General features: G+C 60.6%; 13 protein-coding genes, 1 pseudogene and 1 riboswitch. Of the genes and pseudogenes, 13 read left to right on the forward strand and 1 reads right to left on the reverse strand.

Annotation, left to right across the window (positions count from 1 at the left end):
- Positions 1 to 48 precede the first annotated feature (48 nt).
- The 12 genes and pseudogenes from GZ092_RS20160 (at position 49) to thiD (ending at position 17,806) form a co-directional block, all read left to right on the forward strand.
- Positions 49 to 1,120: pseudogene (locus tag GZ092_RS20160) on the forward strand (IS256 family transposase).
- A 960-nt stretch (positions 1,121 to 2,080) separates the two neighbouring features.
- Entirely contained in the window at positions 2,081 to 2,296 is a 216-nt protein-coding gene (locus GZ092_RS20165; protein ID WP_293639037.1) for a hypothetical protein, read from the forward strand.
- An 89-nt stretch (positions 2,297 to 2,385) separates the two neighbouring features.
- A complete protein-coding gene (locus GZ092_RS20170; RefSeq protein WP_293639039.1) occupies positions 2,386 to 4,953 on the forward strand; it encodes a diguanylate cyclase in 2,568 nt (855 codons plus the stop codon).
- A 236-nt stretch (positions 4,954 to 5,189) separates the two neighbouring features.
- Positions 5,190 to 6,869 (forward strand): AMP-binding protein, encoded by a 1,680-nt coding sequence (locus GZ092_RS20175; RefSeq protein ID WP_293639040.1) that lies wholly within the window; start codon positions 5,190 to 5,192, stop codon positions 6,867 to 6,869.
- A 17-nt stretch (positions 6,870 to 6,886) separates the two neighbouring features.
- Positions 6,887 to 8,644 (forward strand): thiamine pyrophosphate-binding protein, encoded by a 1,758-nt coding sequence (locus GZ092_RS20180; RefSeq protein ID WP_293639041.1) that lies wholly within the window; start codon positions 6,887 to 6,889, stop codon positions 8,642 to 8,644.
- 21 nt (positions 8,645 to 8,665) lie between these two features.
- Entirely contained in the window at positions 8,666 to 11,089 is a 2,424-nt protein-coding gene (locus tag GZ092_RS20185; RefSeq protein WP_293639042.1) for a DNA internalization-related competence protein ComEC/Rec2, read from the forward strand.
- A gap of 107 nt (positions 11,090 to 11,196) precedes the next feature.
- Complete coding sequence (locus GZ092_RS20190; RefSeq protein WP_293639043.1) at positions 11,197 to 12,567, forward strand: tryptophanase; 1,371 nt, start codon at positions 11,197 to 11,199, stop codon at positions 12,565 to 12,567.
- 145 nt (positions 12,568 to 12,712) lie between these two features.
- Positions 12,713 to 14,260, forward strand: coding sequence for a circularly permuted type 2 ATP-grasp protein (locus GZ092_RS20195; RefSeq protein ID WP_293639051.1), 1,548 nt, complete (start codon positions 12,713 to 12,715; stop codon positions 14,258 to 14,260).
- A gap of 17 nt (positions 14,261 to 14,277) precedes the next feature.
- Complete coding sequence (locus GZ092_RS20200) at positions 14,278 to 15,237, forward strand: alpha-E domain-containing protein (protein WP_293639044.1); 960 nt, start codon at positions 14,278 to 14,280, stop codon at positions 15,235 to 15,237.
- Positions 15,238 to 15,311: 74 nt separating this feature from the next.
- A riboswitch (TPP riboswitch) is annotated at positions 15,312 to 15,406 on the forward strand.
- Positions 15,407 to 15,448: 42 nt separating this feature from the next.
- Positions 15,449 to 16,282 (forward strand): hydroxyethylthiazole kinase, encoded by an 834-nt coding sequence (gene thiM, locus GZ092_RS20205; RefSeq protein ID WP_293639045.1) that lies wholly within the window; start codon positions 15,449 to 15,451, stop codon positions 16,280 to 16,282.
- Positions 16,276 to 16,935 (forward strand): thiamine phosphate synthase, encoded by a 660-nt coding sequence (thiE, locus tag GZ092_RS20210; RefSeq protein WP_293639046.1) that lies wholly within the window; start codon positions 16,276 to 16,278, stop codon positions 16,933 to 16,935. Before thiM ends, thiE begins: the two co-directional genes overlap by 7 nt.
- A 28-nt stretch (positions 16,936 to 16,963) precedes the next feature.
- On the forward strand, positions 16,964 to 17,806 hold the full coding sequence (thiD, locus tag GZ092_RS20215; RefSeq protein WP_293639048.1) for a bifunctional hydroxymethylpyrimidine kinase/phosphomethylpyrimidine kinase: 843 nt from the start codon (positions 16,964 to 16,966) through the stop codon (positions 17,804 to 17,806).
- Between the two features lie 36 nt (positions 17,807 to 17,842).
- Here thiD and GZ092_RS20220 read toward each other — a convergent pair whose 3' ends face one another.
- Positions 17,843 to 18,088 carry a TIGR04438 family Trp-rich protein gene (locus tag GZ092_RS20220; protein WP_293639050.1) on the reverse strand — a complete coding sequence of 82 codons (246 nt, stop codon included), beginning with the start codon at positions 18,086 to 18,088 and terminating at the stop codon, positions 17,843 to 17,845.
- A 104-nt stretch (positions 18,089 to 18,192) separates the two neighbouring features.
- On the opposite strand from GZ092_RS20220, the gene GZ092_RS20225 reads away from it, so the two are divergent.
- Entirely contained in the window at positions 18,193 to 18,498 is a 306-nt protein-coding gene (locus GZ092_RS20225; protein ID WP_293639052.1) for a c-type cytochrome, read from the forward strand.
- The last annotated feature ends 102 nt before the right edge of the window (positions 18,499 to 18,600 follow it).

The raw sequence follows: 18,600 nt of genomic DNA on the forward strand, positions 1-18,600 counted from the left end.
GCCTATGCCTGCCTGCTTGCCAACGGTCTGGATGGTGCTGGCGAGGCCTTGCGCATCCTGGTCAATGAGGCCTCCCGCATTGAGCGTGCCCAGCACCTCCAGGCCACGCCTTATGAGCGTTCTGCGCAGCGCGTGGATTACGCCAACGGCTACAAGAACAAGACCGTCCTGACCCGCATGGGCGAAGTCACCTTCGAGGTGCCGCAGGTACGCTCTGGTGGCTTCTATCCCAGCGCCCTGGAGCGCGGGAGTCGTTCCGAGCAGGCCATGAATCTGGCGCTGGCCGAGATGTATGTGCAGGGCGTCTCGACCCGCAAGGTCATTGAAGTGTTGCAAAAGCTGGTGGGGCCGGAGGTGAGCATCTCCAGCACGCAAATCAGCCGCTGTACGGCGCTGCTGGATACGGGTTTGCAGGCCTGGCGTACCCGTCCCCTGGATGACACACCGTACGTGATTCTGGATGCGCGTTATGAGCGTGTGCGTGAGGCTGGCCGGGTGGTGGACTGTGCGGTTTTGGTGGCCATCGGCGTGACCGCATCCGGCCATCGCCGGGTGCTGGGTGTCTCGGTGGCGCTGTCAGAGGCGGAGGTGCATTGGCGGGCCTTTCTGGACAGCCTGATTGAGCGCGGCCTGCGCGGTGTCAAGTTCATCGCCAGCGATGACCATGCCGGCCTCAAAGCGGCGCGCAAGGCGATGTTTCCCGGCGTGCCCTGGCAGCGCTGCCAGTTCCACCTGCAACACAACGCGCAGGGCTACGTCAGTCGGCTGGACCAGCGCACACCGGTGGCCCGGCAAATACGGGGCATCTTCAATGCAAGCGATGCCATTGAGGCACAGCGGCTGCTCAACGCAGCACTCAAAGACTGGCAGGTCAGCCACCCGCAACTGGCCGCCTGGGCTGCCTGAGGGATTTGCAGTCTTTGACCTGCCCGAGACCCACCGGGTGCGCATGCGCACCACCAATGGCCTGGAGCGCTTGAACAAGGAGCTCAAGCGCCGAACGCGTGTCGCGACTTTGTTTCCCAACCCAGACAGTTGCCTGCGCCTAATCAGTGCCCTGCTGGCTGAACAAGATGAGGAGTGGATGACCGCAAAAATCTATCTGACCATGAAGCCCTGAACGCTACAAATCAACAACGCCCAAAACAAAATTTCGGAAATTTACAGAAAAGAAGTTGCTTTATCGAGTATTGAGCGCCCACCACTTTGTCGGCATCGAAAATAACTGTCCAGAGTCGTTGCTCAGCGACTCTGGCACCCAAGCCCCCTGGGCACCAATGTCGCAGAGCCCACAGCGCATGAAGAAGCCGACCGTCAAACTTGAGCGCCAGCAATGGAGCGATACGCAATTCGGGTAAGCAGAGGTGGCGGGTGCTCAGTTTGGCGAAATCATCGCCTCATTGCTGACGGTCAGGGTACTGGGGTGAAAGTCAGGTATCGAGCGGGCATGCCTGGCCGACCTATGTCAGCAAACGCTGCATTGCTGACTTTCGAAACCAAAACGGGAGAACCCGCAATCTGCCACAAGCGGGTGTAGCGGTGACTGGCGCGGAGGTCGGTTGAGACTTGATCGTAACCTGCCAGTCGGGTGGCCGACCATCGTCAAACGTGGTTATCGGAGCATCAAGATTGTTGACCACACTCACTCATATGTTGATAACTCATGTGCCGTGGGCCGTCCACGCCGGGTGCGATTCCAAGTGGGTGCCTCAACCCGCAGTGAGGCAGGGCATCTCGCATGGCCGGGAACACGGAGCAGCGCCCCTAAAAGGGCAGCCTTTTTGGTAGTGGCTTCGGCTGCTGCGCCCTATGTCGTGTGAGCCAAGGGCACACCACTTTGAATCACACCCGTCCACGCCCGATGCGGGTTGGGCAGGTGAGTTATCAATGCTGTCACACTATCTGTAGCAGGTGGGGTAGGGCAGGGGGTAAACCTCCTATTTGGCGTAACCTTTAGCGTAACCTTTGAGTAAAAAGAAAAGGATTCATTGGTAAATATGGTGCTGCAGCAGGACCCGATTGACTGGTCAGCCCAGATGCCGGGACGATCTTTGATTTGAATACTGATTAAACGCAAGCAATGATCGTGGCCAATGCTCTACCATTTGTAACAAAAGTCACGAAAGCCATCATGAAATCAAGTCTCAAGTTGCCATTGGCGTTTGTTTGGGCTGAGCTTTTTCTGTTCTGGGCGGCGCCGTCGACAAAGGCTGTGTGGAAGAATTCCGCCAAAGCACCAGCGAAAGTGGTCGCCAAAGCGGCCCCGGTGGGTGAATCGGATCGGGAAGCTTGTTAGCAGGCCAAAGATGGTGACAAAGATGGCGATCTTGATGCTGTTTTAAGTGGAGATTTGTCTTAACCACAAAGCCCAATGTGAACAGTTCTTTGATCAGCAGCACCACCAGACACCCCGACAACTTGCTGTTGTTTGTGTTTCTGGTTGCTGCCGGTTTGGCGGGCAACTATTTCAGTTTTCCGATTTTTCTCAATATTGACTTCTTGTTCGGCAGCATCTTCGCCATGCTGGCGCTGCAATATTTCGGGCTCGGCTGGGGCACGCTGGCTGCCGCGCTGATCGCCAGCTATACCTACGTTCTGTGGAATCACCCCTACGCCATCATTATCCTCAGCGCGGAGGCGTTGTGTGTCGGTGTTCTGATGACGCGGCGCCGGCTTGGCATGGTGCTGGCCGACACCTTGTTTTGGCTGCTGATCGGCATGCCGCTGGTGTTCGTTTTTTACCGCCTGGTGATGCAAGTGCCGCTCAGCAGTGCCACCCTCATCATGACCAAGCAAGCTGTCAATGGCATTGCCAATGCCTTGCTGGCGCGGCTGATTTTCACAGGGCTGGTGCTCGGGTTTCGGTCGTCGCAGACCTCGTTTCGCGAGATCATCTACAACCTGCTGACCGCTTTTGTACTGTTTCCGGGCTTGATCATGCTGGCGATTGGCAGCCGCGCTGATTTTGCCGAAACTGACCACCGGATTCGAGCGTCACTGCTGCAAGACAGCGCGCGCTTGGATCACTATGTGAACACCTGGGTGATCAACAGGAAATCTGCCGTTCTCAAGCTGGCCGAGATGGCGGCCGGACAAACTCCGCAGCAGATGCAAGATCATCTGGAGCAGGCGCAGAAGTCGGATGCCAATTTTTTGCGCGTTGGGCTGATGGACCGCGAGGCGACAAGCACGGCCTACTTTCCGTTGCTCGATGACTTGGGGCACAGCACCATTGGCAACAACTTTGCTGATCGCCCCTTCATCCCAGACCTCAAGCGAACCCTTCAACCGATGGTCTCGGAAGTCATCATGGACAGAGTTGGCATCGCCAAGCCCATGGTGGCGGCGCGCGCGCCGGTGATCATTGATGGGAAATATGGCGGCTATGTGACCGGCATACTGAGTTTGGGGCAGATCCGCGAGCAACTTGACAGCAGCACGATGGGTCATTCGGTGCTCTACACCTTGCTGGACAAAAATGACCATGTCATCATGAGCAATCGCAGCGATCAAGCGGTGATGAAACCTTTTGCTCGCCGCGAAGGAAAGCTCAGTCAACTTGATGCCGATATCAGTCAGTGGTTGCCTTCGCTGTCTGCCAACACTTCGATCTCTGATCGCTGGCAAGACTCGCTTTACATCGTTCAATCTGGCGTCGGTGACCTGGCCGAGTGGACATTGATCCTGGAGCAGCCGGTAGCGCCTTTCCAGAAAATGCTCTACAGCAATTACAGCGGCAAACTGACGCTGTTGTTTGTGATTTTGCTGGCGGCGCTGCCACTGGCCGAATTCCTGAGCCGCCAAATCATGGGCACGCTCGATGTTCTGGGGTCATTGACCCGCAACCTGCCGGCCAGGTTGGCAGCCAGCGACAAAGCCATTGTGTGGCCTGAAACAGCGATCAAGGAAACCAATGACCTGATTGGCAATTTCAGGGAAATGTCTAATTTGCTGAAGGCACAGTTCGATAAGATTCAGGAGGTTAACGAAACGCTTGAGCAGCGGGTGGCAGAGCAGACAGCGGAGTTGAAAGCGAGCGAATTGCATTTGCAGACCATCATCGAGAACGAACCCGAGTGCATCAAAATTGTTGATGCCCACGGGCGCTTGCTGCACATGAATCCGGCCGGACTGGCGATGATTGAGGCCGATTCGCTGGCGCAGGTGGCTGGGCGCCCGGTGCTTGATCTCATCGCACCCGAATGCCGCTCTGCTTTTGCGGATTTGCACCAGCGCGTGCTGGCGGGTGAAAGGATGCAAATGCAGTTCGAGGTGATCGGCCTCAAGGGGGGGCGGCGCTGGCTGGAAACCCATGCAGTGCCCATGCTCGACCATGGGGAGACGGTGCAGCTTGCCGTCACCCACGACATTACCGAGCGCAAACAGATGGAAGAGCAGGTGCGTCAACTTGCCTTCTATGACCCGCTGACCCAGCTTCCCAACCGTCGCTTGCTCACCGACCGTTTGAGTCAGGCCATGGCAGCCAGCAGGCGCAGTGTCTGCTATTGCGCGCTGATGATTCTTGATCTGGATAATTTCAAACCACTCAATGACACACATGGGCACTTGTTGGGCGATCTGTTATTGATCGAGGTGGCCAGGCGCCTGACCCATTGCGTGCGCGAGATTGACACCATCGGGCGCTTCGGCGGCGACGAGTTTGTGGTGATGCTCAGTGAGTTGAGTACCGATCGGGCGCTATCGACCGACCAGGCGCAAGCCGTTGCCGAGAAAATCCGCATCAGCCTGTCTGAACCCTACCTGATCATGGTGCAGCACGAGGGCCGGAGCGACACCTTGTTGAGGCATTGCTGCACGGCCAGCATTGGTGCGGTGATCTTCATTGACAACGAAACCGCGCAGGACGACATCCTCAAGTGGGCCGATGCGGCCATGTACCAGGCCAAGCAAGAGGGGCGCAATGCAGTCAGGTTTCATGACGCAAACGCTTGACGCGAGACCCCGGTCCCCAAACTGACAGGCCAGTTTGCTTGGCTTTGACCAGTTTGATCAATGTCCAGCTGCCTGCAACGGTACTATGTTAATAATAGCTAATTACCTAGCATGGACGGGGGCTGGAGGTTAATTTTTATCGATAACACGGGTAAACCCGTGTGACGGCATGGGTATTGCAGGTCATAGTCGACCGCTACGCCCCCTGCTGGCGTGATAAAAAAATAGGACGCCCCATGACCAATTCAAAACTGATCCTCGACTACGTCTACGACCACGCCGACGCCCACCCCGAACGGGTTTTCCTGAGCCAGCCGGTCGGCGCCGGGAAGATGACGGACTACACCTGGGCGCAAACCGTCGACCAGGCGCGGCGCATGGCGGCGCATCTGCAAAGTCGCGGCCTGGAACGCGGCGCACGCGTCGCCATCCTGTCCAAGAATTGCGCGCACTTTTTTATGGCTGAATTGGCGATCTGGATGGCCGGCTACACCACGGTGGCGATCTTCCCGACCGAAGTCGCCGAGACCGTGCACTTCGTGCTGGAACACAGCGGCGCCAGTCTGCTGTTCGTGGGCAAGCTCGACACCTGGGAGGCGCAGAAGCCGGGCGTGCCGGCCAGTCTGCCACGCATTGCCTTTCCGCTGGCGCCGCCGACCGACTACGACACCTGGGATGCCATCGTGGCGCGCACTGATCCGCTCGGTGGCCGCCCGCAACGCGGCGCCGACGAACTGGCCATGCTGATCTATACCTCGGGTTCCACCGGGCAGCCCAAGGGCGTGATGGTGAGCTTCGGTGCCATCACTCGCGCGGGGGAAGGCTTTTCCAACTACACCCGTGAGCGCCTCGGCCCGGCAACCGAAATCCGACTTCTGTCTTACCTGCCGCTGGCGCACAGCTTCGAGCGCTCGTGCGTCGAAGCGTCGACGCTGGTCGGCGGCGAGGCGCACGTCTTTTTCGCCGAGGCGCTCGACACTTTCCTGACGGACCTGCAGCGCGCGAGGCCGACGGTCTTCATCTCGGTGCCGCGGCTGTGGCTCAAGTTCCAGCAGGGCGTCTTCACGAAGATGGCGCCGGAAAAGCTTGATCGATTGCTCCGCATTCCGATCCTCGGCCGCATCGTCGCGAAGAAGGTGCTCAAGGGTCTGGGGCTGGATCAGGTCCGCAACGCGGCCAGCGGGTCGGCGCCGATCCCGCCCGACCTCATCGCCTGGTATCGGCGTCTCGGCCTGAAACTGTATGAAGGCTACGGCATGACCGAGGACAATTCGTTCTCGCACGGCTCGAACGAGAAGTTCAACGAGCCCGGTTATGTCGGGGTGGCAATGCCCGGCGTGCAGGTACGAATCAGCGACGAAGGCGAGATTCTGATCAAGTCGCCCGGGCAGTTCAGCGGCTACTACAAACAGCCGGAGCTGACGGCGTCGTCGTTCACAGAGGATGGTTTTTTCCGCACCGGCGACCTCGGCGAGCTGAGGTCCGACGGACTGCTCAAGATCACCGGGCGCGCCAAGGAGCTGTTCAAGACGGCCAAGGGCAAGTACGTGGCGCCGGCGCCGATCGAGAACCTGCTCAATGCGCATCCGATGGTCGAGCTGTCGCTGGTGTCGGGCGTTGGTCAGCCTTCCGCCTATGCGATGGTGGTGCTGGCCGAAAGCCTGCGCCCGCAAATGGGCGACCCCAATGTGCGAGCGAGAGTTCAGGACGAGCTGGGTCAGTTGCTTCAGGACGTGAACCAGCAGGTGCCTGAATATGAACACCTGCGCATGATCGTCGTGGCACGCGAGCCCTGGTCGATCGAAAACGGCTGCCTCACGCCGACCATGAAAATCAAACGCGGTCGCATCGAAGCGGCGGTGGCTGCCCAGGTAGAGGTTTGGTACACCGGCCGCGGCCCGGTTCATTGGGCTTAAGCGGGAAACACGACACCATGCCAAGCACATCCATCCGCCACGGCGGCGACCGCGTCGCTGAAGCCCTGCAGGCGCACGGCGTGCGCTGCGTCTTTACGCTCTGCGGCGGCCATATTTCTCCCATCCTGAGCGCGTCCAAAGCGCGCGGCATCCGCATCGTCGATGTGCGCGACGAAGCCACCGCCGTGTTTGCCGCCGACGCCACCGCGCGGCTGTCGGGCTTGCCGGGCGTGGCGGCCGTCACGGCGGGGCCGGGCATCAGCAACACCATCACGGCCCTGAAAAATGCGCAGTTGGCGCAGTCACCGGTGATTCTCATCGGCGGCGCCGCGCCGACCGCACTGCAGGGGCGCGGCGCCCTGCAGGACATCGACCAGCGCCCGCTGGTGGCGCCGCACGTCAAGCGCTTCATCAAGATCCGGTGCGTGCGTGAACTTGGCCCGGCCGTCGATGAAGCTTTTGCCGTGGCGCAGGCCGGGGTGCCGGGGCCGGTGTTCATCGAGTGCCCGGTCGACCTGCTGTACGACGAGGTGTCGATTCGCCAGTGGTACGCCGACGCGGCGGGCAAAGGCACGTCCGTCGCCGACCGGCTGTTGCGTTTCTATCTGAATCGTCATGTCAAAAAGATGTTCGACGGCAGCGCTGCGGTGACCCCGCCGCAGGTGCGCCCCGTGGTGCCGCCGCGCGCGCCCGATGGCCGCCTGCAGGCGGCGCTGGCGGCGCTGGCCAAGGCCGAGAGGCCCTTGCTGGTGATCGGCAGCCAGGCGCTGGTGCTCTCAAAACAAGCTGATCATCTGGCCCAGGCCGTGGCCCAGCTCGGCATCCCGGTCTATTTGTCAGGCATGGCGCGCGGCTTGCTGGGGCGCGACCACCCGCTGCAGATGCGCCACCAGCGCCGCCAGGCCCTGCGCGAATCCGATTGCGTGCTGCTGGCGGGCGTGCCCTGCGACTTCCGGCTCGACTACGGCAAACATGTGCGGCGCAGCGCCACGCTGATCGCCGCCAACCGCAGCGCCAAGGACGCGCGCCTGAACCGCAAGCCCGACATCGCCGCCATTGGCGACGCCGGCCTGTTCCTGCAGGCGCTAGCGCAAGCACAGGCGACCAGCACCGTAGCCGGGTCACGCCTGGCCGCGTGGATCGCGGAACTGCGCGGACGCGACGGCGAACGTGAGCTGGAGATTGACCAGCAAGCGCAGGCCAGCGGTGAGTTCGTCAACCCGATCGCGCTGTTTCGCACACTGGAGAAAGAGCTGGGCGACAATGCCGTGCTGGTGGCTGATGGCGGCGACTTTGTCGCCACCGCCTCCTATGTGCTGCACCCGCGCACGCCGCTGAGCTGGCTCGACCCCGGCGCCTTCGGCACGCTGGGCGTGGGGGCAGGCTTTGCGCTCGGCGCCGCGCTGGCGCGACCGGGCAGCGAAGTCTGGATCATCCTGGGCGACGGCGCCAGTGGCTATGGTCTGGTCGAGTTCGACACCTTCGTGCGCCACGGCATCCCCGTGATTGCGCTGGTCGGCAACGACGCGGGCTGGACCCAGATTGCCCGTGAGCAGGTCAAGATGCTGCATGACGACGTGGCCACCGTGCTGGCCCGCAGCGACTACCACGCGGTGGCGGCCGGCTTTGGCGCCGAAGGCATCGTGGTGAAAACCATGGCGGAAGTCCCCGCGGCTCTGGCCCGCGCCCGCGTGCTGGCGCTCAGCGGCAAGCCGGTATTGGTGAACGTCTGGCTCGATAAAACGGAGTTCCGGGAGGGGTCGCTGTCGATGTAGCGGGCGCTTAGCATCAACGCCATGTACGCCGCCCCGACCCACAGCGCCGCCCGCGCGCGGCTGATCGTCCCGGCGCTGTTGGGTTTTGTGGCCGGCACCGCCTGGCAGCTGCAACAGCCGGGCTTGTGGGTTTGGCCAGTTTATGCATCATTTGTGATGCTGGCCCTCGTGCTGTATGCGTTTACAGCTATTAAATCAATAGCAAGTTTTTATCGCAACGCGCTGATGGCGCTGGCCTTTGGCGTGCTGGCTTTCGGTTTGACCGGGCTGCGCGCCTCGGCTTATGCAGACCACGCGCTGGATGCCAGCCTGGAAGGGCGCGACGTCGCAGTGACCGGCGTCATTGCCGCCATGCCGCAGCGCAGCGAGACCGGTTTGCGTTTTCGCCTGAATGTGGAGTCGGCGCAACAACAGGGGCAGTCCGTTCGCCTGCCGCCGCGACTCTATCTGGCCTGGTATGCCGACCGTTTTGCCGGCGGCGATGCTGACTTGGGGGATGTGCTGCAACGTCAGCCAACGGCGGTGCAGGCCGGCGAGCGCTGGCAATTCACCGTGCGCCTGAAGGCGCCGCATGGCGCCAGCAACCCCTTTGGCTATGACTTTGAGCTCTGGCTGTGGGAGCAGGGCTTGCAGGCCACCGGCTATGTGCGCGCCGGGCCCAAAGACCCGACGCCGCAGCGGCTGACCCAAACGCATCGGCATCCGGTGGAATTGGCGCGCCAACGGGTGCGCGAGCAGATATTTGGGCAGGTAGAGGACCGCCAATATGCCGGACTGATCGCCGCCCTGGTGGTGGGTGACCAAAGCGCCATCGACCGGGCCGATTGGGATGTCTTTCGGGCCACGGGTGTGGCGCACCTGATGAGTATTTCAGGCTTGCACGTGACCATGTTTGCCTGGCTCGCCGCGCTGCTGGTGAGCTGGTTGTGGCGGCGCTCCAGTCGGCTGTGCCTGTGGCTACCGGCGCCCAGTGCGGCCCTGGTCGGCGGCGTGTTGCTGGCGGCGGCCTATGCCCTGTTCAGCGGCTGGGGTGTGCCCTCGCAGCGCACCGTGCTGATGCTCGCCACCGTGGGTTTGCTGCGCCTGAGCGGCAAGCGTTGGCCCTGGCCGCATGTCTGGCTGCTGACATGCGCGATGGTGGTGGCCGTGGATCCGTGGGCGCTGCTACAGGCTGGGTTCTGGCTCAGCTTTGTGGCCGTTGGAATCCTTTTTGCTTCTGATTCGGGAGCTACTAATGCAGTAAGAACGGGGGCTAGAGGCCGATTTACCTCCATGTTTCGGGAGCAAGGGGTGATCACACTGGCGCTGACGCCCTTGACGCTGCTGCTGTTTGGGCAGGTCTCGGTGGTGGGGCTGGTGGCCAATGCGCTGGCCATCCCCTGGGTCACGCTGGTGGTGACGCCGCTGGCGATGGCGGGCGTGGCGGTGGCGCCGCTGTGGGATGTGGCGGCGTGGGCCATTGCCGCCTTGACCTGGTATCTGCAAATGTTGGCGGCCTTGCCCTTTGCAACGATCAGCGTGGCGCAAGCGCCGCTGTGGGCTGGCGTGGCCGGTGTCATCGGCGGCGCCGTGCTGGTCATGCAGTTGCCCTGGAGCCTGCGGCTGCTGGGCCTGCCCTTGATGCTGCCGGTGTTGCTGTGGCAGGCGCCGCGCCCCCCAGAAGGTCAGTTCGAGTTGCTGGCTGCCGACATCGGGCAGGGCAATGCCGTGTTGGTGCGCACCGCCCACCATGCCTTGCTGTATGACGCCGGGCCGCGCTTTAGCCGTGAGAGTGATGCCGGTCACCGGGTGCTGGTGCCGTTGCTGCGCGCCCTTGATGTGCCGCTCGATACCTTGCTGCTGAGTCACCGTGACAGCGACCACAGCGGTGGCGCGCTGGCGCTGTTGGCGATGCAGCCGCAGGCGAGCTTGCTCAGTTCGATTGAGGATGCACATGAGCTGCAGGCCGTGCGCCCGGTCACGCGCTGCGTCAGCGGGCAGCGCTGGCACTGGGACGGCGTCGATTTTGAGGTGCTGCACCCGCAGGCCGCCGACTACGGCACGGTGCGCAAGAGCAACGCCATGAGCTGCGTGCTGCGCCTGTCCAATGGCAGGCAGTCAGTGCTGCTGGTCGGTGATATTGAGCAGACGCAGGAAGCCCAGCTTGTGCTTGAGGGCGCTAACCTCAAGGCCGATGTTCTGCTGGTGCCACACCACGGTAGCAAATCGTCCAGCAGCGCTGTGTTTCTGGACGCGGTGCAGCCGCAGATTGCGCTGGTGCAAGCCGGGTACCGCAACCGCTTTGGGCACCCGGCGGCATCAGTTTTGGTGCACTACCAGGAGCGCCACATACGTGTGATCGATTCGCCCCATTGTGGTGCAGCGATTTGGCAGTCGACGCTGCCGCAAGAGGTGCGATGCCAGCGATCAGAGGCCTTGCGTTATTGGCAGCATCGGGTACCTTGAGTAGGCCTGACGGGCGCATATTTTGCTTCTGTTGGAATTACCCGACACCACGCTGATTTTGGCGGTGCTACCTTCAGCCACCGTCTAACAACTTCTCAAACATTGCCATGCCTAAAACCCTGATTGAACCGTTTCGTATTAAAAGCGTCGAGCCCATCCGCATGACGACGCGGCCCGAACGTGAAAAGCTGCTGGAGGTCGCCAAGCTCAACGTCTTCAAGCTGCGCGCCGAAGACGTGCTGATTGACTGGCTGACCGATTCCGGCACTGGCGCCATGTCCTCCAGGCAGTGGGGCGCCATCATGGAGGGTGACGAAAGTTACGCCGGGGCGCGCAGCTTTTATCGGTTAGAGGCGGTGATCCAGGACATCACCGGCATGCAGCACTTTGTACCGACGCACCAGGGGCGCGCGGCTGAGAAAGTGCTGTTCACAGCGGCCTGTAAAAAAGGCGATCTGGTACCCAATAACTCGCACTTTGACACCACCCGCGCGAATCTGGAATACCTTGGCGTCGAGGCGGTCGATCTGGTCATTGCTGAGGGCTTGCAACCGGCGCTGATCTACCCGTTCAAGGGCAACATCGATCTGGCCAGGGTCGAGGCGCTGCTCAAGCTTGAGAGCGCGCGCATCCCGTTTGGCATGATCACCGTGACCAATAACACGGGCGGCGGCCAGCCGGTGTCCATGGCCAACATTCGTGCTTACGCCAAGCTGCTCAAAGCGTACGGCAAGCCCTTGATCATGGACGTTTGCCGCTTCTCGGAAAACGCCATGTTCATCAAGATGCGCGATCCCGGTTATGAAAACACCCCCATCAAGCAAATCGTGCAGGAGATGTTCAGTTACGCCGACGGGGCCACCATGAGCGCCAAAAAAGACGGTATGGTCAATATTGGCGGCTTCATCGTGCTGCGCAGCGACGAGTGGATGGACGCGGTGCGCAACGTGCTGATCATGACGGAAGGATTCCCCACCTATGGGGGCCTGGCCGGTCGCGACTTGGAGGCGCTGGCCGTGGGGCTGGAGGAAGGTATGCAGGAAGACTACCTGCGCTACCGCCTGCGCACGGCAGAATACTTGGGCGAGCGGCTGGAGGCCTCGGGCGTGGGCTTCGTCAAGCCGACCGGCGGCCACGCGGTTTACATTGATGCCAAAACCGTGCTGCCCAACATGCCGATGGCCCATTACCCGGCCTGGGCGCTGTGCAATGCCCTGTACCTGGAGGGTGGCATTCGCGGGGTTGAAATTGGCTCCGTGATGTTCGGCAAGCGGCTGCCTGATGGCAGCGAAACCTACCACAGCATGGAACTGGTGCGGCTGGCCTTTCCGCGGCGCATGTACACGCAGAGTCACTTCGATTACGCCGCTGAGGTGATTGACGAAGTCAAGCAAAAGGCGGCCAGCATACGTGGCGTGAAGATTACCAAGCAGCCGCAGTTCCTGCGTCACTTCACGTGCGAATGTGACTGGGTTTGAGGTTCGCTGGTTGATCGAGCTTGCGCAACAGCCTGTCGGTCCATACTCGCTTACTTCACGCTGAGAAAAGAAGTCACGTCAGACGTGTGCCCCATTCTGGGTTGGCGCAAAGCTTGCTAAGCTAGAGGCAGGAGTGATGAAGCTTATGCAGAAATTCGACGAGATGTACACCCAGCTGCCCTACCAGTTTTTCACGAAGGGGGCGCAGATTCGAGACCAGTACAGGATTTATGACGAGTGGCTGGCGCGCCAGCCGGGCGACATGATGGCCAAACGGCGCGAAGAAGCCGAGATGATCTTCCGCCGCGTCGGCATCACTTTTGCAGTCTACGGCGATAAGGACGAACAGGGCTTTGGTGCCGAACGCCTGATTCCGTTTGACCTCATTCCGCGCATCATTGCGGCGCAGGACTGGGCCTTTTTGGAGCGTGGACTGGTGCAGCGTGTCACCGCACTCAATCGTTTTCTGCACGACGTCTACCATGAACAGGAGATCATCAAGGCCGGGGTGCTGCCGCGCGAACAGATCGAGCACAACGCCCAGTTTCGCGCCGAGATGATGGGCGTGGATGTACCCAACAACATCTATTCGCACATTTCGGGCATCGACATCGTGCGCGCGCCCAACGTTGCAGGGGAGGGTGAGTACTACGTGCTGGAAGACAACCTGCGCGTGCCCAGTGGTGTGAGCTACATGCTGGAGAACCGCAAGATGATGATGCGGCTGTTTCCTGCGCTGTTCAACGCGCACCGTGTGGCGCCGATTGCACATTACCCCGACTTGCTGCTGGAGACCCTGCGTGACAGCAGCCCCGCCACGACGGCCGAGCCCACGGTGGTGGTGCTGACCCCGGGCATGCACAACAGCGCCTATTTTGAACACGCGTTTCTGGCACAGCAAATGGGGGTCGAACTGGTGGAGGGGCAAGACCTGTTTGTGAAAGACAAGTTCGTCTACATGCGCACCACGCGCGGCCCGCTGCGAGTGGATGTGATCTACCGCCGGGTGGATGACGATTTTCTGGACCCCACGGTGTTCCGATCCACCTCAACCTTGGGGTGTGCCGGCCTGCTGGACGTATACCGCGCTGGCCACGTGACCCTCTGCAATGCGGTCGGAACCGGTGTGGCGGATGACAAGTCGATCTACCCCTATGTGCCCAAGATGATCGAGTTTTACCTGGGTCAAAAGCCGATCCTCAACAACGTGCCGACCTACCTGTGCCGCAACAAGGACGATCTGGCCTACACGCTGGCCCACATGACAGAGCTTGTGGTCAAAAAGGTGCACGGTGCCGGTGGCTACGGCATGTTGGTCGGACCGGCTGCCACGAGCGCCGAAATCGAGGATTTCCGCAGAGCGCTGCTGGCCGATCCGAGTGGCTACATCGCGCAACCGACGCTCAGCTTGTCAAGTTGCCCGACTTTTGTGGAAAGTGGCATTGCGCCACGCCATATTGATCTGCGTCCCTATGTTCTCAGCGGCAAGACGGTGCAAATGGTGCCCGGTGGCTTGACCCGCGTGGCGCTAAAAGAAGACTCATTGGTCGTCAATTCCTCACAAGGTGGCGGCACCAAAGATACCTGGGTTCTGGAGCCTGATGAAGCGCTCCACGCGGCCGCTCTGCCCACAGGGCCCGAGGCGTCGAGCGCCACGGCGTCCCGGACTCAATCCCAAACCCAATCGTCTTGAATTCAAGGAGAACCTTCATGCTGTCACGCACTGCTGATCACCTGTTCTGGATGTCGCGCTACACCGAACGGGCCGAGAACACGGCCCGCATGCTGGATGTCAATTACCAGACCTCGCTCTTGCCCCAATCCAGTGCTGCCGCGCAAGTGGGGTGGAAGGGCTTGCTCAGCATCAGTGAGCTGCTGCCCACCTACACCGATGCGCATGGAGAGATTAACGTGCGCAACGTGATGGATTTCATGGTCAAGGACGAGAGCAATCCGTCGAGCATCGTCTCATGCCTGAGTGCGGCGCGCGAAAATGCGCGGGCTGTGCGTGGCACGCTCACCACCGAGGTGTGGGAGACACAAAACCAGACCTGGCTGGAGGTCCAGCGCATGATCAACTCAGGCGAGTTTGAACGTGATCCGGGTCAGTTTTTCGAATGGGTCAAGTTTCGCTCGCATCTGTCGCGCGGCGTGACGGTCGGCACCATGCTGATGGATGAGGCGCTGCACTTCATGCGCCTGGGTACTTTTCTGGAACGTGCCGACAACACGGCGCGTCTGGTGGACGTGAAGTTTCATGCGCTGCAACCCGACCTTTCTGATGCGGCCAATGGCAAGGCGATGGAGTACGACTTCTACCATTGGAGTGCGATTCTGCGAAGCGTGTCGGGCTTTGAGGTTTATCGCAAGGTGTACCGGGACATCATCAAGCCCGAACGGGTGGCCGAACTGCTGATTCTGCGTGCCGACATGCCGCGTTCGCTGCACGCCAGCCTGAATGAAGTGGTCAGCAATCTGGAGTTGGTGGGCAACGACCAGTCGGGCGAAACCCAGCGCCGCGCCGGTAAGTTGCGCGCCGAACTCAAGTATGGGCGCATTGATGAGATTCTGGCGACCGGCCTGCATGCGTTCCTGACGCAGTTTCTGGACCGAATCAATGATTTGGGCGTCAACATCAGCCGCGACTTTCTGGTTTCGGCTCCCGCCTGAGGTCATGGGGCAGCCTGGGCTCTGCCAGAGGCTGCTTGGTCGCACGAAATTCACGACAATTTCGGGAGATAATTCGACCTTGCTAGAGGTGTCGCCTGCGGGTGACTGAGACATACTCTTTGAACCTGATCTGGGTCGTGCCAGCGTAGGGAAGCTTCTTTGTTCCTTCCTCGCCAGACTGGCCCATGTCTTCTTTTATTTCAGGAACCACATGGCCACAAATCTCACACATGCTGATCTTTGGACTGATGTCTGCGCGGTGCGCGAACGCTCTCCTCTTGTGCACAGCATCACCAACCTGGTGGTGATCAATTTCAATGCCAACGTGCTGTTGGCCGCCGGGGCGTCTCCAGTCATGGCGCACGCGCATGAAGAGGTGGCTGACATGGTCGGAATTGCCCAGGCGCTGGTGCTCAATATTGGCACGCTGGATCCTTACTGGATCGAGAGCATGCAGTTGGCGCTGCGCGCTGCCGCCAAGCGTGGCATTCCCGTGGTGCTGGATCCGGTGGGGGCCGGTGCCACCCCATACCGAAACGAATCCATTGAACAGCTTTTGCTGACGGCTTTGCCGACGGTGGTGCGGGGCAATGGCTCGGAGATCATGAGCGTTGCAGGCTCCGCTGTACAGACACGCGGTGTGGACAGCAGCGCCGCCGCCACCGATGCGCTGAGCGCGGCCCAGGCATTGGTCCAGCGGACCCAAGGCGTCGTTTGCGTCAGTGGGAAAATCGATCATATTCTGGATGCCAGCCATCGTTGGGCGCAACTGTCCAACGGGCATGCGTGGATGACCCGTGTCACCGGCGTGGGCTGCTCGGCCACCGCACTCATCGGTGCATTTTGTGCCGTGCAGCCCGATGCCTGGCGCGCCACAGTGGCCGCGATGGCCTTGCTGGGCGTGGTGGGTGAGGTGGCGGCTGAAAAAGTGATAGCGCATGGCCGGGGTGTCGGCAGCCTGCAAATGGCTTTGCTGGACGAGTTGCAGTTGCTTGACCAGCGTACTTTTGAGCAGCGGCTGAAGCTCGAAGTTGCCCAGTGGTAGGCGCCAGCACATTGGCACCCGGCGTGCGCTTGCAGGCACTGCGTTTGTATCTGGTCACCGACCAGTTCTGCGCCGGTGACCGTACGCTGGCTGATGTGGTGGCCGCGGCGGTGCAAGGCGGCGTCACCTGTGTGCAGTTGCGCGAGAAGCAACTCAATACCCGTGATTTTGTAGCCCAGGCGCTGGCATTGAAGGATTTGCTGGCGCCACATGACATTCCACTCGTCATCAATGACCGGATTGACGTTGCGCTGGCCTGTGGCGCGCAGGGGGTGCATCTGGGGCAAAGCGACATGCCGGTGCTGCAGGCGCGCCGGCTGTTGCCGTCCGAAGTCTTCATTGGCTGGTCGGTTGAGACCCTGGAAGACGTCGCGCGCAGTGCCGAACTGCCGGTGGATTATCTGGGCGTCAGCCCGATCTTTGCCACACTCACCAAGACTGACACCTTGCCACCGTGGGGACTGGAAGGCTTGCGGCAGGTCCGGCGGGCGACAACCGTACCCTTGGTGGCGATTGGGGGGATTCATGTTGGCAACGCGCGCGAGGTGCTATTGGCCGGTGCCGATGGGCTGGCGGTGGTCAGCGCGCTGTGTGCGGCGCAAGACCCCTGTGTGGCGGCGGTCAGGCTGAGACAACTCATCGACGCAGTCTGATCAAGACCCGACAAGAGAGAATTAATTGATGACTATGGATGCATTCAAATTTGAGTACCCCCGGGTTCTGTCCATTGCAGGCTCAGACAGCGGTGGTGGCGCGGGCATACAGGCTGATCTGAAAACATTTTCGGCGCTGGGTTGCTACGGCATGACTGCCATTACTGCGCTCACGGCGCAAAACACCTGCGGCGTGCGCGCGATCCATGCGGTGCCGCCGCAGATGCTGCGCGACCAGATTGACGCCGTGATGGAAGACATTGGCGCTGATGCGGTCAAGATCGGCATGTTGCACTCGCCCGAAATCGTGCAAACGGTCGCCCAGGCGATTGACCGGCATGCCATGCAGCATGTGGTGTTCGACCCGGTGATGGTGGCCACCAGCGGGGCGGTGTTGATTGACAACGCAGCGATCGAGGTACTGGTGCGCGAGTTGTTTGGCCGCGCCGCAGTGATCACCCCCAACCTGGATGAGGCCGCGCTGCTGGTGGGCTACCCGCTGGGCTCAAAGCAAGACATGGAGCGGGCGGCACTTGACTTGCTGGCCAAAGGCGCGCGCGCCGTTTTGCTCAAAGGGGGTCACTTGCCGGGCCACAACGTGATGGACTTGCTGCTGAGCGCCGGCGGTGAAAAACGCTGGATGGAGGCACCACGCATTGACAGTCCCAACACCCACGGCACCGGCTGCACCTTGTCGTCGGCCATCGCGGCCTATCTGGCCTTGGGCGCTTCACTGCCCGATGCCGTGCAACAGGCCCGCAACTTTGTGCGCGAGGCTTTGCAGGCGGGCGCGCAGGTGTTTACCGGCAAGGGCAGTGGCCCGCTTAACCATGGCTACGCGCCTATTGCCATGCGAGCGCGTAGATATTGATGTTTTTTTGAGCGGCTCTGCTCACTGCCTGAGCCCTTAACGCCGGTTCTTCTTGGTGGAAGTTCCCATGTTTTCCCGGTTCCTGTCAATTCGATCCTGCCGGCGATCATTTTCACGTTCCATCGCCTTCTTTTTTGTATAGCCGGAGTTGTCAGCCCATGCCCACCAGAGCACGGCGAGGCCAAATGGCGCCAAAATGATCCACCAGCTCCAGTCGGCCACCGGGCCGACTGCCAGGTACTTCATGATGAGCAAAGCCAGCCCGAGTCCTAAAAAATACATGTCAAATTCCTGTCATTTCGTGATTGTCATTACGGCAGTGGGTGTCAACGCTTATCAATACAATGACGTTTAGCAACTACTAACCAACCGATAAGGTCTCAATGATTAAACGCTCGATTTTCGCTTTAATGGCCGCAATCGCGGTGACTCTTCCTGCCTTGGCTGATCAGGCGCTTGCCAAATCCAAGAATTGCCTGGCGTGTCACACCGTTGATAAAAAATTGGTGGGTCCATCGTATCAAGACGTTGCAAAGAAGTATTCCGGTCAACAAGACGCTACGGCCAAGCTGGCAACAAAAATCATGAAGGGCGGCTCTGGCGTCTGGGGTGCGGTGCCGATGCCGGCCAATACGCAGGTCAACGAAGCGGAAGCCAGAAAACTGGCAGAGTGGGTGCTGAGCCTGAAGTAAGCTGCCGAATCGATTGTTCCACGGTAGTGCAACATTCGTTCTGTAATTTCCCCGACCACTGAAACTGACCCTGTTTGGAAGTTTCTGGTTTTGGGATTTTTT

The organism is Polaromonas sp., from assembly GCF_010365105.1.
Classification (GTDB): domain Bacteria; phylum Pseudomonadota; class Gammaproteobacteria; order Burkholderiales; family Burkholderiaceae_C; genus Polaromonas.

Excerpts from the sequence above, each read along its gene's own strand:
- GZ092_RS20165 (WP_293639037.1), top strand. The coding sequence starts at position 2,081 with ATGATCGTGGCCAATGCTCTACCATTTGTAACAAAAGTCACGAAAGCC.
- GZ092_RS20175 (WP_293639040.1), top strand. The coding sequence starts at position 5,190 with ATGACCAATTCAAAACTGATCCTCGACTACGTCTACGACCACGCCGAC.
- GZ092_RS20180 (WP_293639041.1), top strand. The coding sequence starts at position 6,887 with ATGCCAAGCACATCCATCCGCCACGGCGGCGACCGCGTCGCTGAAGCC.
- GZ092_RS20185 (WP_293639042.1), top strand. The coding sequence starts at position 8,666 with ATGTACGCCGCCCCGACCCACAGCGCCGCCCGCGCGCGGCTGATCGTC.
- GZ092_RS20190 (WP_293639043.1), top strand. The coding sequence starts at position 11,197 with ATGCCTAAAACCCTGATTGAACCGTTTCGTATTAAAAGCGTCGAGCCC.
- GZ092_RS20195 (WP_293639051.1), top strand. The coding sequence starts at position 12,713 with ATGCAGAAATTCGACGAGATGTACACCCAGCTGCCCTACCAGTTTTTC.
- GZ092_RS20200 (WP_293639044.1), top strand. The coding sequence starts at position 14,278 with ATGCTGTCACGCACTGCTGATCACCTGTTCTGGATGTCGCGCTACACC.
- thiM (WP_293639045.1), top strand. The coding sequence starts at position 15,449 with ATGGCCACAAATCTCACACATGCTGATCTTTGGACTGATGTCTGCGCG.
- thiD (WP_293639048.1), top strand. The coding sequence starts at position 16,964 with ATGACTATGGATGCATTCAAATTTGAGTACCCCCGGGTTCTGTCCATT.
- GZ092_RS20220 (WP_293639050.1), bottom strand. The coding sequence starts at position 18,088 with ATGTATTTTTTAGGACTCGGGCTGGCTTTGCTCATCATGAAGTACCTG.